This window comes from Streptomyces sp. NPDC035033, assembly GCF_040636735.1.
In the GTDB taxonomy this organism is placed as follows: domain Bacteria; phylum Actinomycetota; class Actinomycetes; order Streptomycetales; family Streptomycetaceae; genus Streptomyces.
This window is the reverse complement of record NZ_JBEZUZ010000139.1, coordinates 1-12,757: the sequence shown is the minus strand read 5'-3', so window position 1 is coordinate 12,757 and position 12,757 is coordinate 1. Positions and strand designations below refer to the sequence as shown.

The window sequence follows — 12,757 nt, the reverse complement described above, 5'->3', positions numbered from 1 at the left end:
CGGCGGGCGCGGCGGGCGCGGCGGGCGCGGCGGGCGCGGCGGGCGCGGCGGGCGCGGCGGGCGCGGCGGGCGCATGATGAAGGCATGACCGACCGGGACGCCTTCCTGACGTGGGTCAGGACCGACCTCCAGGCCGCCGAACGGGCGCTGCACGACGGGGACCCGGCTCCGCGCCGGGCGCTCTGGTCGCGCCGCGACCCGGTGAGCGTGCTGGGGGCCTGGTACAACGCCGTCGGGCAGAAGGACGTGGACACGCTGTTCACGGCGCTCGCCCGGCGCTTCTCCGCCTGCACCTCGTACCGCATCGAGGTGGTGAGCCACGACGTCGTCGGCGACATGGCCTACACCGCCTGTTTCGAGCACATCTCGGCGTCGGTGGACGGCGAGCCCCGCACCTACACCCTGCGGGCCACCCAGGCGTACCGGCGCGAGGACGGCGAGTGGCGGGTGGCGCACCGGCACGGCGACCTCATGCAGGCGTGACCGGCGCCGCCGCCCGTAGAATCGACGGCCGGCGGACGGGGAGGCGAGGGCGCATGGGGTGGACCGCCGAGGAGGTCGTGGGCGGTGTGTTCCTGCTGGGCCCCGGGCTCGTCCTGATCGTGGCCGGCATCGTGTGGAAGGGGCGCGCCGTGCGCCCGTTCGCCGCCCGCCGGGCCGGCCGGATGGCCCACGCGGCGTACGTCCGGGACCTGGAGCGGGCCGCGGAGCAGGCGATCGCGGCGGCCCGCCGCGCCGCCGGCGAGGGCGAGCCCGCGATCGTCACGGTGGCGGCCGTGGAGCGGCTGGCCCGGGAGCGGTACGGCCACGAGCACGTCGAGCGGCAGGACGCCGCCGCCGCGCTGCGCCGGGGCTTCCGGCGGTACGGCTGCGCGGCGGACTGCGTGACGGACGCCTAGGCCGTTTCTTCCGGGTCAGGCCGGATCAGGGAGCGGCGTCCGGTGCGTGCGCTCGCAAGGCGGAGGAGGGAGTCCATGCGGTGGGGGCACCTCCCGGCGGTAGCCGGGGGACATCGGCGACCGACGACAACGCGGCTGGGGGTCCCCCCTCTGGGGGAGTGCGTGCGCATGGGGGCACCTCCCAGCGGTAGCTGGGGGAGTCGCGAGCCCGGCATGATCCGGAAGAAACGGCCTACGCCTGACCGGCGGGCGGGGAGGGGGCCTCCGTCCGGACGCCGGTGCCCGGCACCGGCGTCGCCTGGTGGTAGAAGAGCCGGAGCGTGCCGGCGGCGTCGCGGCGCCAGACCGACGAACGCCGGGCGTGCCGGCCGTCGATGACGGTCTCGTAGGTGAGGTGGACGAGTCCGGGGGCGAGGACCGTGCCGGCGAAGGCCGTGGCGATGATCGGCGGGCCGTCCGCGCCGCCGTGCAGCTCGCCCAGGGCGGCGAGCATCTCCGCGTGCGTCCAGAGCCGTCCCGAGGCGCCGACCTCCCTGAACTCCGGGTCGAACAGCTCCTCGGCGAGCGGCCGGGACAGCCGGACGGCGGGGTCGTGGAGGAGGCGCTCGCGCGTGATCGCCTCGGCGATGTCGGGGTGCTGAGGAGCCGTCACGGTACCGTCACTCCCCCGTGGCGCCGTCGACGCGCTCGCGGAGCAGGTCGGCGTGGCCGTTGTGCCGGGCGTACTCCTCGATCATGTGGGCGAGGACGTAGCGGACGGAGTACGTCTCGTCCCCCAGGGTGCCGGTGTCGTCGAGGGAGGCCGTCGCGTCCACGATCGCGCGGGAGCGGGCGCACTCGGCGTGCCAGACCGCGAGGTCGGCCTCGGCGTCGGCGTGTTCGACGTCGAAGTCGGCCCATTCGGTGGCGCCGGGCGGGGTCCAGGGGCTGCGGCTCTCCTCCCCCGCCAGGACGTTGCGGAACCAGCCGCGCTCGACCTCGGCGGCGTGCCGGACCAGGCCGAGGAGGGAGAGCCCGGAGGGCGGCACGGCGCGCTCCTTGAGCTGCTCGGGGGTGAGCCCGGCGCACTTGAGCGCGAGGGTGTCGCGCTGGAACTGGAGCATGGCCGTGAGCGTGGTGCGCTCGTCGGCGCCGGTGCGCGGCACGGGGGTGCGGCGGTCGTCCTGGATCATGGCGGCATTGTGCCCCGGACCCTGCCGCCGGGTCCGGTGGTTTTCGGCGGTGCTCGGCGGCACTCGGCGGACGGCTCCCCGCCCCGCCCCTCGCACGCCCCGCCCCTCCCCTCACCGACCGGTCGCCCTCCGCCCCCTCGTACGCCCCGCCCCCGTCCGCCCCGCCGGCCCCGGTGGCGCCCCGGCGGCGCCCCGCCGGCATCCCGTCGGCGGGCGCGCGGCGGGAGGGGTGCGGATAGTGGAGGGATGAAGCGCTATCCGCTCATCGCCGCGCACGGTCTGGTGGGGGATCTGCAGACCGCCGCGCTCATCTCGGACGAGGGCGTCGTGGACTGGTTCGCGGCGCCCCGCTTCGACTCGCCGGGGATCTTCTCGGCCCTCCTCGACCACGACCGGGGCGGCTGGTTCCGGCTCTCCGTCGACGGGCCGGACGTGACGGTCAAGCAGCTCTACTACCCGGACACGGCCCTGCTCGTCACCCGGTTCCTGTCCCCGGACGGGGTGGGCGAGCTGATGGACTGGATGCCGCCGGACCGGTCGGGCCGGCCGTCCGCCCGGCACGCCCTGATGCGGGTGGTGCGGTGCACGCGCGGCAGCGTCACGTTCACGCTGGAGTGCCGGCCGCGGTTCGGTTTCGGGCGGACCCCGCACGAGCTCCGGCTGGACGGCCGGACGGCGTCCTTCCGCGCCCCGGGGGCGTCGGCCTTCCTCCAGTCGAACGTGCCGCTGGAGCGGGACGGGCCGTTCGACGTGCGGGGCCGTCTGGAGCTGTCGGAGGGGGAGCTCGCCGGGGCCTCGTTCACCGTGGACGCCCCCGACGCCGCCGCGCCGCCGCTGCCGGACGTGCGGCGGGTGGAGGAGGAGCTGTGGGACGCGGTGGACTTCTGGCAGCGGTGGGTGCGCACCGCGCGCTACCGGGGCCGCTGGCCGGACATGGTGCACCGGTCGGCGATCACGCTGAAGCTGCTGACCTACCTGCCGTCGGGCGCGCCGATCGCGGCGCCGACGCTCGGGCTGCCGGAGCGGGTGGGCGGGGAGCGGAACTGGGACTACCGGTACACCTGGGTGCGGGACGGTTCGCTGGCCGTACGGGCCCTGCTCGACCTGGGGTTCGTGGAGGAGGCGGCCGCCTTCACGGACTGGCTGACGGCGCGGGTCACCGAGCGGTCGGCGGGGCCGGCGGGGGGCCCGCGGCAGCCTTTGCAGATCATGTACCGGGTGGACGGGGACCCGTGGCTGCCGGAGGAGCTCCTGACGGAGTTCGAGGGGTACCGGGGCTCGGCCCCGGTGCGGGTGGGGAACGCGGCGGCGGACCAGCTCCAGCTCGACGTCTACGGCGAGGCGCTGTACGCGCTGGCGCAGGGCCGGGGCCTGGACACCCGGCCGACGTACGAGGGGTGGCGGGCGGTGTCGGGGATGCTCGACTGGCTCGCGGAGTCCTGGGACCAGCCCGACGAGGGCATCTGGGAGACCCGGGGCGGCCGGAAGGACTTCACCTTCAGCCGGGTGATGTCCTGGGTGGCCTTCGACCGGGGGCTGCGGCTGGCCGAGGAGTTCGGCCGGCCGGCGGCCCTGGACGCCTGGCGGGCGGCGCGGGACGAGATCTTCGCGCAGGTCATGCGGCGGGGGTGGAGCGGGCGGCGGAACGCGCTGGCGCAGTACTTCGGCGGGGACGTGCTGGACGCCTCGCTGCTGCTGATCCCCCGGACCGGGCTGCTGGGCCCGACGGACCCGATGTGGCTGAGCACCCTCGACGCGATCGAGCGGGACCTGGTCGTGGACAGTCTGGTGCACCGCTACGACCCGGGGGCCGCCCCGGACGGACTCCGGGGCTCCGAGGGCACGTTCAGCCTGTGCACCTTCCTGTACGTGGACGCCCTGGCGCGGGCCGGGCGGGTGCGGCCGGCGCGGTTCGCGTTCGAGAAGATGCTCACGTACGCCAACCACGTCGGCCTGTTCGCCGAGGAGATCGGGCCCAGCGGTGAGCAACTGGGCAACTTCCCGCAGGCGTTCACCCACCTGTCGCTGATCATGGCGGCGACCACCCTGGACGAGGCCCTGGACGCCGTCGCCGCCCGGCCGGGCCGGGAGCCGCGCGAAGGGACGCCGCGGGGGCGGCACTTCGCGTAGCGGACCGCGCGCCGGCACGGCGCGGGGCGGCCGCCGGGCACGGCCGCCCCGTCACCCGGTCTCCGCCGTCAGGACGGCTTGGCGTAGTCGCCGAAGCCGTTCCAGTCGAGGGCCACGCAGGGTTCGTCGCCCACGACCCAGGCATCGTGTCCGGGGGTGACCTGCATGAAGTCTCCGGGACCGAAGTCGTCCTCCTCGCCGTCGTCCATGACGACGTGGATGCGGCCGCTGACCACGTACCCCACGTGCGCCGCCTGGCAGCTGTCCGTGCCGGCGATCGGCTTCACGTGCTGGGACCACCGCCAGCCGGGTTCGAACACGGCGCGCCCGACGGCGCCCTGTTCCGTGGTGAGCAGGTCGAGCCTGCCCTTGCCGCCCTCGAAGGGACGGGTCTCGTCCGCTGTGTCGAAGCTTCTTCGCACGATGCCGGTCATCGTCTCCGCCTCCGGCGGTGAGCGGGTGCCCCGAGTCCTCTCCCAGCGTACGCCGGACCGGTCCGGCGTTCTCGTTCCCCCTTCACATAAGGAACATATAAGCGCACAATGGGACTGCGGCCTTCGCGCCGCGAGCGCGGTCCGACACGTAACACGCCAGCAAGGAGGCGAGTCGCATGGCCGACGTCTCTCACCGCCACGGTGACATCGCGGGACACCCGGACGCCACGGAGATGCGCGCCCGGTACGCACAGATCATGCAGACCAGAGGAGTGGCGGCCGTCGAGGAACTCGTCATCCTCGCCGGCGTGTGGATCGCGGTCTCCGCGTACACCGTCCACTTCGCGGCCGCCAGGCCGGAACTGGCCATCACCAACCTGGTCGTCGGCATCGCGCTCGCGGTCCTCGGCCTGTGCACCTCGATGGCCCCCGAGCGCTCCCAGGACCTCAACTTCGTGGTCCTGCTGCTCGGCGCCTGGACGATCGTCGCCCCGTGGGTCGTCACGCGGAACCCCGACACCGGCATGATCCTCAACAACGTCATCGCGGGCGCGTGCGTCTGCCTGTTCGCGCTCACCGCGGGCGGGCTGCTGATGAGCAAGCGCAGGAAGTGAGGCACCCGCCTCCCGCCCGTGCGGCGGCGCTCCCCCGGGAGCGCCGCCGTACGCGTACGCGCCGCTCCGCCCAGTGACGAAGCGGCGCGTTTCCCCGCCCCGCCTTGTGCAGGATGGCGCAGGCCCCGCCCCCCGCCGCGCGCCTAGCCTCGCCGCAACGAGAGACACGGCACGCACAACGGCACGCGGTCCGGCGGACGGCGTGCGCACGAGGGGCGGTACCACCGGTGAACTGGCACATCCACGACTACCGCGAGAGCGATCTCGCCGCCGTCGTCCACCTGATCGACACCACGGCCGAGCTCGGCCAGGAGTCCGTCTTCTCGCTCGCCGAGTGCATCGGCGCCCTCACCTCCCGCCAGCCGGCCGTCGTCGCCGTCCACCAGGGCGTGCCGATCGGCGCCGCGCTCGCCTGCGTCTCCGGGGAGCGCGCCTGGGTGATGCGGATCGCGATCGCCTCCGCCTGGCGCGGCCGGGGCCTGGCCAGCGCGCTCCTGGTGGAGCTGGAGCGGAAGCTGGTCGCCGCCCGGGTGGGGAAGATCGCGTACGTCCTGCCGGAGGAGGAGCTGCTCGGCGAGGGGCTGCTGAACGCCGGCTACACGCGCCAGCCGGCGGTGGCGTACTTCGAGAAGACCGAGCCGCTGCACGGGCCCGCCGCCGGGCTCCTCGACGACCTCGGCGGCCGGCTGCTCCCGGGCGACCTGTGGGCGAAGGTGGCCGGCATGGAGCGGGAGAAGGACCTCATCGAGCGGCGGGTGGTGCTGCCGCTCGCCGAGCCGGAGCGGGCCACCCGGCACGGGGTCCGGCCGCCCCGGGCGATCTGCCTCTTCGGCCCGCCCGGCACCGGCAAGACCACCTTCGCCCGCGCGGTGGCCTCCCGGCTCGGCTGGCCGTTCGTGGAGATCCTGCCGTCGCGGCTCGCCGACGGCGGGAACCTCGCGGCGGCGCTGCGCACCGCCTTCGCGCGGATCGCGGAGCTGGACCGGGTCCTCGTCTTCATCGACGAGGTCGAGGAGATCGCCCCGGTGCGCTCCGAGCCGGCGCGGCCGGGCGGCCTGCACGGGGTGACCAACGAACTCCTCAAGCTGATCCCGGGCTTCCGGGAGCGCGACGAGCGGCTCCTGGTGTGCGCCACCAACTCGGTCCGCTCCCTCGACCCCGCCTTCCTGCGGCCGGGCCGCTTCGACTACCTGATCCCGATCGGCACGCCGGACAAGGCCGCCCGGGCCGCGATCTGGTCCCGCTACACCGACGGCCGCCCCGAGGTGGACATCGACGAACTGGTCCTCGCCAGCGACCTGTTCACCCCGGCGGACATCGAGCACGCGGCCCGGGTCGCCGCCCAGTCCTCCTTCGAGCGGGACCTCCTCGCCGTCGGCGGCCGGGGCGCGGACGCCCCGGCGCCGGGCGCGAGCACGGCGGACTACCTGGCGGCGATCGCCGCCGCCCGCCCGACGGTGACGCCGGAGCTGATCGAGCTGTTCGCGGCGGACATCACGAGCCACGCCCGGACCTGACGCCCGCCCGGGCCCGGAGCGGGGCGCCTCAGCCCCGGTCCCCCGCCAGGGCCGCGTCCAGCTCCGCCCGGTCGGGCGGCTGGGCTCCCGCCCTGGAGACGGTGACGGCCGCCGCGGCGGTCGCCCGCGCCAGCAGCCCGGCGAGCTCCGCGCGGCCGAGTCCGGCGAGCCCGGCCCGGTCCCGGCCCGCGAGGGCGTCGAGGACGGCGGACATGAAGGAGTCGCCCGCGCCGACCGTGTCGACGACGGAGACGGCCGGCGCCCCCACGGCCACCGTGTGCTCCCGGGTCACCGCCAGCGCCCCGTCCCCGCCCCGGGTGACGAGGACGACGGCCGGGCCGAGCGCCAGCCAGCGCGCGGCCACCGCCTCCGGCGGCTCGCCCGGATGGAGCCAGGCCAGGTCCTCGTCGCTCGCCTTCACCAGGTCGGCGAGGGCGACGCACCGCTCGACCCGGGCCACGGCCGCCTCGTGCTCCCCCATCAGCGCGGGCCGCACGTTCGGGTCGTAGCTGACGGTGGCGGCCGGCCTCAGCCGCTCGGTCAGGGCGAGCACGGTGGCGGCGCCGGGCTCGGTGACGGCCGCGATCGAGCCGAGGTGCACGTGCCGGACCGGGGCCGGGGTCGCCGGCGGCTCCTCGGCGCTCAGGGTCCAGGTGATGTCGAAGGAGTACGTCGCCCGGCCGCGTCCGTCGAGGGAGACGACGGCCGACGGGGTGCGGGCCGGGACGCCGCCGACGGCGAGCCGCACCCCGGCGCCGGTGAGGTGCCCGGTGATGAGCCGCCCGGAGGCGTCGTCGGCCAGCTGGGTGAGCAGGGTGGTGTCCCTGCCGAGCCGGGCGAGGCCGTGGGCGACGTTGGCGGGGCTGCCGCCGGGGTGGACGACGTCGGCGGCGCCGGGGTCGCGGACGATGTCGGCGACGCACTCGCCGATCACCAGGAAGGACATCGGGTTTCACAGCTCCTTGGCGTAGGCGTCCTGGCGGCTGCCCGGTCGCCAGGACGTTCGGGCCGGCGTGCCCGGAGGCGCGGACGGCGTCCGGGTCGGTCGGGTCGGTCGGGTCGGTCGGGTCGGTCGGGTCGATGATCCCGTGCCCGTCGGGGAGGGCCCGGATCCGGGTGCCCCGGCGGGCGGGTCCGTGTATCGCCGGCGTATCGGGAAGCGCATACGCCGGCGCGACGCCGCGTCGTGTCCCATGGGCGCATGAACGACGACACCACCCTGTCACCGCCGTCCCGCCGCGCGCGCGGGATCGCGCTCCTCTGCCTGGCGGGCCTCGGCCTGGCGGCCGCCGCCTTCGCCCTGCGGAGGCCGCTCCTGATGGCCGCTCCGCGGTGCCTGGCCGGGCGGTGGCACGGCTGCTTCGACACCTTCAACGGGGTGGTGCTCATGACGCTGGTCACGGTGCCGCTCTCCCTGCTGGTGGCGGCGGCCCTGGCGGGGCGCCGGCGGGCCGCCGGCGACCCGGCGGCGTGGCGGCGGTCGCTGGCCGAGGTGGGCATGGTCCACGGCACGGTGCCGTTCCTGTGGCTGATCCTGATGCCGGGCGCGGGGGCCGGCGTCGTCCCCGGCCGGGTGAGCCTGGTGCCGCTGCGGGACCTGGCCACGATGGGGACGCTCGGGATCGCCGGCAACCTGCTGGCCTTCGCCTCGCTGGGGTTCTTCGCCCCGGTGCGGTACGCGGCCCTGGCGTCCCTGCCGCGGGTCCTGGCGCTCGGGGCGGGCTGCTCGGTCCTGGTGGAGACCGCGCAGTACGTCCTCCGGCTGGACCGGGTGTCCTCCGTGGACGACGTCCTGGTCAACGCCGGCGGCGCCGCGCTGGCCGCGCTGGCGTCGCGCCGCTGGTGGCGCACGGGGGCCGCCCCGCGCCATACGCGGCCGATACGCGGCGTTGCCTAGGCTTCGTCCCATGCGCGTACTGATCGTGGAGGACGAGCCCTACCTGGCCGAAGCCGTCCGGGACGGCCTCCGGCTGGAGGCGATCGCCGCGGACGTCGCCGGCGACGGCGACTCCGCCCTGGAACTGCTCGGCGTCAACTCCTACGACCTGGCGGTGCTCGACCGCGACGTCCCCGGCCCGTCCGGCGACGAGATCGCCCGGCACATCGTCGCCTCCGGCAGCGGCATGCCCATCCTCATGCTCACCGCCGCCGACCGGATCGACGACAAGGAGTCCGGGTTCGCGCTGGGCGCCGACGACTACCTGACGAAACCGTTCGAGCTGCGGGAGCTCGTCCTGCGGCTGCGGGCCCTCGACCGCCGGCGCGCCCACGCCCGGCCGCCGGTCCGCGAGATCGCGGGGCTGCGCCTCGACCCCTTCCGCCGGGAGGTCTTCCGCGACGGGCGGTACGTCGCGCTCACCCGCAAGCAGTTCGCCGTGCTCGACGTCCTCGTCGCCGCCGACGGCGGGGTCGTCAGCAGCGAGGAGCTCCTCGAACGGGCCTGGGACGAGCACGCCGACCCCTTCACCAACGCCGTCCGCATCACCGTCTCCGCCCTGCGCAAGCGGCTCGGCGAGCCCTGGGTCATCGCCACGGTGCCGGGGGTCGGCTACCGCATCGACGCCGGCGGCGCCGGTGGATAGGCGCCCGGGGCTCAGCGCCCGCCTGAGGCTCACCCTCAGCTACGCCGGGCTCGTCCTCGTCACCGGCACCGTCCTGCTGGCCGTGGTGTGGCTGTTCCTCCTGCGGTACGTCCCCGACAACTCCCAGGGCCTGCTCGGGATCTCGCCCAACCGGTACCTCCTCTCGCGCGTCTTCGGCCGCGCCGCGGCCGTGGCGATGGCCTGCCTCCTCGTCCTCGGCCTCGCCGGGGGATGGTTCCTCGCGGGCCGGATGCTCGCGCCGCTCACCCGGATCACGGCCGCGGCGCGGCTGGCCGGGAGCGGGTCGCTGTCCCACCGGATCCGGATGGAGGGCCGCCGGGACGAGTTCCGGGAACTCGCCGACGCCTTCGACGCCATGCTCGAACGGCTGGAGTCGCACGTCGCCGAGCAGCGGCGGTTCGCCGCGAACGCCTCCCACGAGCTGCGCACCCCGCTGGCCGTCTCGCGGACGCTGCTCGACGTCGCCCGCAAGGACCCCACGCGGGACCGGGAGGAGCTCGTCGAGCGCCTGTACGCCGTCAACACGCGGGCGATCGACCTCACCGAGGCGCTGCTGCTGCTCAGCCGCAGCGACCGGGGGAACGTCACCCGCGAGAGCGTCGACCTCTCCCTCCTCGCCGAGGAGGCCGCCGAGACCCTCCTGCCCCTCGCCGAGCGGCGCGGGATCTCCCTCGACGTCACCGGCGGGGAGGCCCGGGCCGGCGGCTCCCCGGAGCTCCTGCTGCGGATGGTGACGAACCTCGTCCAGAACGCCGTCGTCCACAACCTCCCCTCCGGCGGCACCGTGACGGTCCGCACCGAGGAGCGGGACGGCGCGGGCGTGGTGCGGGTCGAGAACACGGGCCGGCCGCTCCCGCCCGACCTGGTGCCGACCCTCACCGAGCCGTTCCAGCGCGGGACGGCCCGCGCCCGCACCGACGAGCACGCCGGCGCCGGTCTCGGCCTCGCCCTCGTGCACAGCATCGTCCGCGCCCACGGCGGGACCCTCGACCTCGTCCCCCGCCCCGGCGGCGGCCTCGTCGTCACGGTCCGGCTGCCCGGCCCGCGATAGGCACCGGCCCGGCCTCAGGCCCGGCGGCGGTACAGCACCTGGTGGGCCTCCCACTCCACGAAGTCCCCGGCGTGCTCCAGCCCGACGGCCTCCAGGAGGCGGCGGGAACGGTGGTTGGCCTCCTGGGTGACGGCGACCACGCTCGGGGCGGTCTCCAGGGTCCGGGCGACCACGGCGGCCACCGCCTCGCGGGCGTACCCGCTCCCCCAGTGCTCCGGCAGGAACTGGTACGACACCTCGGCCTCGCCGCCCCGCCCCTCGGCCTCGACGGTGACGAGGCCGAGCAGCACCCCGTCCTCGGCGCGGACCACCGCGTGGCAGCCGGGCGCGCCGACGATCCGCCGCTGCCGGATCCGTACGACCGGCTCGACGACCGGCCCGCCGAGGTGCCGCCGCACCTCCGGATCGGTCCAGAGCCGGGTCAGGGCCGGCACGTCCGCCCCCCGCACCGGCCGCAGCAGCAGCCGCGCGGTGCGGAGCACGGCCCCGCCGGGAGCCTCGGAGGCGGTGGCCGCCGGACGGCGGCGCGGGGGGACGGTCATGCGTCAGATCATCGCAGGGCACCGGGGGCGGCGGGACGACGGGAGGGGCGGGCGTGACGGCCTCACGCCTCCAGGGCGGCCCGTACGGTCTTCCAGTCGTCGTCCGCCGGCGTGACGGCCTCCCGGCCGGTGGCCACGTCCTTGTAGCCGCTGGAGGTGACCACGCAGACGACGGGCCCGTCCTCGCCGGCCGGGTCGGGGCCGTGCGCGCGGAGCCCGGCGAGACCGGCGGCGGCCGACGTCTCGCACCAGACGCCCTGGGCGGCCAGCTCGGCCCGCGCCGCCGCGAACTGTTCCTCCGTCACCGTCCGCGCGGCGCCGCCGGTCCCCCGTACGGCCAGGACCCCGCGGTAGCCGTTCACCTCGCAGTCGATGGCGTACGCGGCGGTCGGCCCGACGGGCACCCGGACGGCCGGGCGGCCGGTCCGCAGCGCCTCGGTCAGCGCGCCGGCGGCGGCCGGCTCGACGCCGTACATCCGGGGCACGCTCCCGGTCACCCCCAGCCGGGCCAGCTCCTGGAAGCCCTTGGCGATCCCGAACAGCAGCTCCCCGTATCCGGTGGGCACGTGGACGGCGGCCGGGGCCCGCCCGAGCGCGAGCGCGATCTCGTAGGCGATCGTCTTGTACCCCTCGGGCCCGAAGGGGTGCCCGGTGTGCGCGGAGTCCGTGACGCCGCTGACCGACTGGTAGCCGAGCTCGTCGACGATCCGCCGCATCAGGGGCCGTACGGACGCGTACGGGACGGTCAGCACGGTCGCGCCGTAGGCCCGCAGGTGGGAGGCGACGGCGGGCGGCGCGTGCGGCGAGGTGAACACGGCGCACGGCAGCCCCGCCCGGGCCGCGTACGCGGCGGCCGCCGCGCCGTGGTTGCCGGACGAGGAGACGACGACGCCCCGCGCCCCGGAGGCCGCGGCGGCGCTCACGGCCACCCGGTTCAGCCGGTCCTTGTGGCTCCACGTCGGATTGCGCGACTCGTCCTTCACCCACACCCCGTCGGCCAGCTCCACCAGCGGCGTGTTCCCCTCCCCCAGCCCCGGCGCGGCCAGCGGCGGCAGCAGCGGCGCCCACCGTTCGAGCCCGTGCGCGGCGGGCCGGGCGAAGAGGTCCGCCGGGACCGCGCCGTAGTCGTAGTCGACCTCCAGCGGGTACGCGACCCCGTCGGTGGACGTCACCGGGCACCCCTCGGTGAGCGGCGGCCACAGCGGATGCCGTACGGACGGATCGGCGAGCGACCTCTGGGCGCGGGCGAGAGACGTCACGGAGAACCTTCCTGCGGGGGCGGAACCGGCCGGCCGCCGGGTCAGCGGGCGTGCATCCGGCGGCGGAGCGCCTCCAGGGCGCCGGGGCGGCGGCCCGGGACGCGGCGGCGGAGGGAGACGAGGGCGGGGCCGAGGGCGCGGGCGCGGGCCGGGTCGGTGATCTGCTCCCACTGGTGGTGGGCCCGGTCCGCCGCGCCCTCGACGTCCCGGTCGTCCGGCCGCTGGCGCAGCCCGAGCCGCGCCTCGGCGACCGCGAGCCACAACTCGCAGCTGCGGGCCGGCTCTCCCGCCAGCCGGGCCAGGTCCGCCCGCACCTCCATCCAGTGCACCGCCTCCTCCGAGCGGGGCCCGAACCGCCGCAGCGCGTCCCGCTCCCACGCGGCCGCCATCTCCGCCGCCTCGGCGTGCCGTCCCGCCATCGCGGCCGACAGGATCGCGGGGTGCGGATCGTGCGCGGCCGGCTCCGCCGCCGGCTTCCCGTGGTCCGCGCGGCGCGGATCGGCCGCCGCCGAGGGCGTCCGCACGGCCGGCCCGCC

At 76.1% G+C, this 12,757-nt stretch carries 14 protein-coding genes and 1 pseudogene; 8 read left to right on the top strand and 7 right to left on the bottom strand.

Annotated features, from left to right (window positions below; all coding sequences use genetic code 11):
• Positions 1-84 precede the first annotated feature (84 nt).
• Together AB0E83_RS33290 and AB0E83_RS33285 are read left to right on the top strand one after the other, a co-directional pair.
• Entirely contained in the window at positions 85-483 is a 399-nt protein-coding gene (locus AB0E83_RS33290) for a nuclear transport factor 2 family protein (protein WP_362120200.1), read from the top strand.
• Between the two features lie 53 nt (positions 484-536).
• Positions 537-899, top strand: coding sequence for a hypothetical protein (locus AB0E83_RS33285; protein WP_362120199.1), 363 nt, complete (start codon positions 537-539; stop codon positions 897-899).
• Between the two features lie 232 nt (positions 900-1,131).
• On the opposite strand, the gene AB0E83_RS33280 is transcribed toward AB0E83_RS33285, so the two are convergent.
• Positions 1,132-1,551 carry a DUF4440 domain-containing protein gene (locus tag AB0E83_RS33280; RefSeq protein ID WP_362120197.1) on the bottom strand — a complete coding sequence of 140 codons (420 nt, stop codon included), beginning with the start codon at positions 1,549-1,551 and terminating at the stop codon, positions 1,132-1,134.
• Positions 1,552-1,558: 7 nt separating this feature from the next.
• Complete coding sequence (locus AB0E83_RS33275; RefSeq protein WP_362120195.1) at positions 1,559-2,071, bottom strand: DinB family protein; 513 nt, start codon at positions 2,069-2,071, stop codon at positions 1,559-1,561.
• 246 nt (positions 2,072-2,317) lie between these two features.
• On the opposite strand from AB0E83_RS33275, the gene AB0E83_RS33270 reads away from it, so the two are divergent.
• Positions 2,318-4,201, top strand: a complete 1,884-nt coding sequence (locus AB0E83_RS33270; protein WP_362120193.1) for a glycoside hydrolase family 15 protein — start codon at positions 2,318-2,320, stop codon at positions 4,199-4,201.
• A gap of 68 nt (positions 4,202-4,269) precedes the next feature.
• On the opposite strand, the gene AB0E83_RS33265 is transcribed toward AB0E83_RS33270, so the two are convergent.
• Positions 4,270-4,635, bottom strand: coding sequence for a cupin domain-containing protein (locus AB0E83_RS33265; RefSeq protein WP_362120191.1), 366 nt, complete (start codon positions 4,633-4,635; stop codon positions 4,270-4,272).
• Between the two features lie 176 nt (positions 4,636-4,811).
• On the opposite strand from AB0E83_RS33265, the gene AB0E83_RS33260 reads away from it, so the two are divergent.
• Together AB0E83_RS33260 and AB0E83_RS33255 are read left to right on the top strand one after the other, a co-directional pair.
• Positions 4,812-5,249 carry an SPW repeat protein gene (locus AB0E83_RS33260; RefSeq protein ID WP_362120189.1) on the top strand — a complete coding sequence of 146 codons (438 nt, stop codon included), beginning with the start codon at positions 4,812-4,814 and terminating at the stop codon, positions 5,247-5,249.
• A 227-nt stretch (positions 5,250-5,476) separates the two neighbouring features.
• Positions 5,477-6,766: a bifunctional GNAT family N-acetyltransferase/ATP-binding protein gene (locus AB0E83_RS33255; RefSeq protein ID WP_362120187.1), complete on the top strand. Its 1,290-nt coding sequence runs from the start codon at positions 5,477-5,479 to the stop codon at positions 6,764-6,766.
• A gap of 28 nt (positions 6,767-6,794) precedes the next feature.
• Here AB0E83_RS33255 and AB0E83_RS33250 read toward each other — a convergent pair whose 3' ends face one another.
• The gene (locus AB0E83_RS33250; protein WP_362120185.1) at positions 6,795-7,712 is read right to left on the bottom strand and encodes a carbohydrate kinase; all 918 of its coding nucleotides are present in this window, start codon (positions 7,710-7,712) and stop codon (positions 6,795-6,797) included.
• A gap of 255 nt (positions 7,713-7,967) precedes the next feature.
• Between AB0E83_RS33250 and AB0E83_RS33245 the strand changes: the two genes are divergently transcribed.
• Genes AB0E83_RS33245 through AB0E83_RS33235 form a run of 3 tightly spaced genes read left to right on the top strand, consistent with a single transcriptional unit; the run spans position 7,968 to position 10,420 of the window.
• Positions 7,968-8,663, top strand: a complete 696-nt coding sequence (locus tag AB0E83_RS33245) for a VanZ family protein (RefSeq protein WP_362120183.1) — start codon at positions 7,968-7,970, stop codon at positions 8,661-8,663.
• A gap of 10 nt (positions 8,664-8,673) precedes the next feature.
• On the top strand, positions 8,674-9,348 hold the full coding sequence (locus AB0E83_RS33240) for a response regulator transcription factor (RefSeq protein WP_362120181.1): 675 nt from the start codon (positions 8,674-8,676) through the stop codon (positions 9,346-9,348).
• Positions 9,341-10,420 carry a HAMP domain-containing sensor histidine kinase gene (locus tag AB0E83_RS33235; RefSeq protein ID WP_362120179.1) on the top strand — a complete coding sequence of 360 codons (1,080 nt, stop codon included), beginning with the start codon at positions 9,341-9,343 and terminating at the stop codon, positions 10,418-10,420. The genes AB0E83_RS33240 and AB0E83_RS33235 overlap by 8 nt, the downstream gene beginning before the upstream one ends.
• A gap of 14 nt (positions 10,421-10,434) precedes the next feature.
• Here the strand turns inward: AB0E83_RS33235 and AB0E83_RS33230 are convergent, their stop codons facing one another.
• The 3 genes and pseudogenes from AB0E83_RS33230 to AB0E83_RS33220 form a co-directional block, all read right to left on the bottom strand.
• On the bottom strand, positions 10,435-10,962 hold the full coding sequence (locus AB0E83_RS33230; RefSeq protein ID WP_362120177.1) for a GNAT family N-acetyltransferase: 528 nt from the start codon (positions 10,960-10,962) through the stop codon (positions 10,435-10,437).
• A 62-nt stretch (positions 10,963-11,024) separates the two neighbouring features.
• Positions 11,025-12,221 carry a pyridoxal-phosphate dependent enzyme gene (locus AB0E83_RS33225; RefSeq protein ID WP_362120175.1) on the bottom strand — a complete coding sequence of 399 codons (1,197 nt, stop codon included), beginning with the start codon at positions 12,219-12,221 and terminating at the stop codon, positions 11,025-11,027.
• A gap of 41 nt (positions 12,222-12,262) precedes the next feature.
• Positions 12,263-12,757 (bottom strand): annotated as a pseudogene (locus AB0E83_RS33220) (hypothetical protein); the annotation flags it as partial.

What these genes read in the sequence shown, in the direction of transcription:
- AB0E83_RS33290 (WP_362120200.1), top strand. Translation starts at nt 85, where the DNA reads ATGACCGACCGGGACGCCTTCCTGACGTGGGTCAGGACCGACCTCCAG.
- AB0E83_RS33285 (WP_362120199.1), top strand. Translation starts at nt 537, where the DNA reads ATGGGGTGGACCGCCGAGGAGGTCGTGGGCGGTGTGTTCCTGCTGGGC.
- AB0E83_RS33275 (WP_362120195.1), bottom strand. Translation starts at nt 2,071, where the DNA reads ATGATCCAGGACGACCGCCGCACCCCCGTGCCGCGCACCGGCGCCGAC.
- AB0E83_RS33270 (WP_362120193.1), top strand. Translation starts at nt 2,318, where the DNA reads ATGAAGCGCTATCCGCTCATCGCCGCGCACGGTCTGGTGGGGGATCTG.
- AB0E83_RS33265 (WP_362120191.1), bottom strand. Translation starts at nt 4,635, where the DNA reads ATGACCGGCATCGTGCGAAGAAGCTTCGACACAGCGGACGAGACCCGT.
- AB0E83_RS33260 (WP_362120189.1), top strand. Translation starts at nt 4,812, where the DNA reads ATGGCCGACGTCTCTCACCGCCACGGTGACATCGCGGGACACCCGGAC.
- AB0E83_RS33250 (WP_362120185.1), bottom strand. Translation starts at nt 7,712, where the DNA reads ATGTCCTTCCTGGTGATCGGCGAGTGCGTCGCCGACATCGTCCGCGAC.
- AB0E83_RS33245 (WP_362120183.1), top strand. Translation starts at nt 7,968, where the DNA reads ATGAACGACGACACCACCCTGTCACCGCCGTCCCGCCGCGCGCGCGGG.
- AB0E83_RS33240 (WP_362120181.1), top strand. Translation starts at nt 8,674, where the DNA reads ATGCGCGTACTGATCGTGGAGGACGAGCCCTACCTGGCCGAAGCCGTC.
- AB0E83_RS33230 (WP_362120177.1), bottom strand. Translation starts at nt 10,962, where the DNA reads ATGACCGTCCCCCCGCGCCGCCGTCCGGCGGCCACCGCCTCCGAGGCT.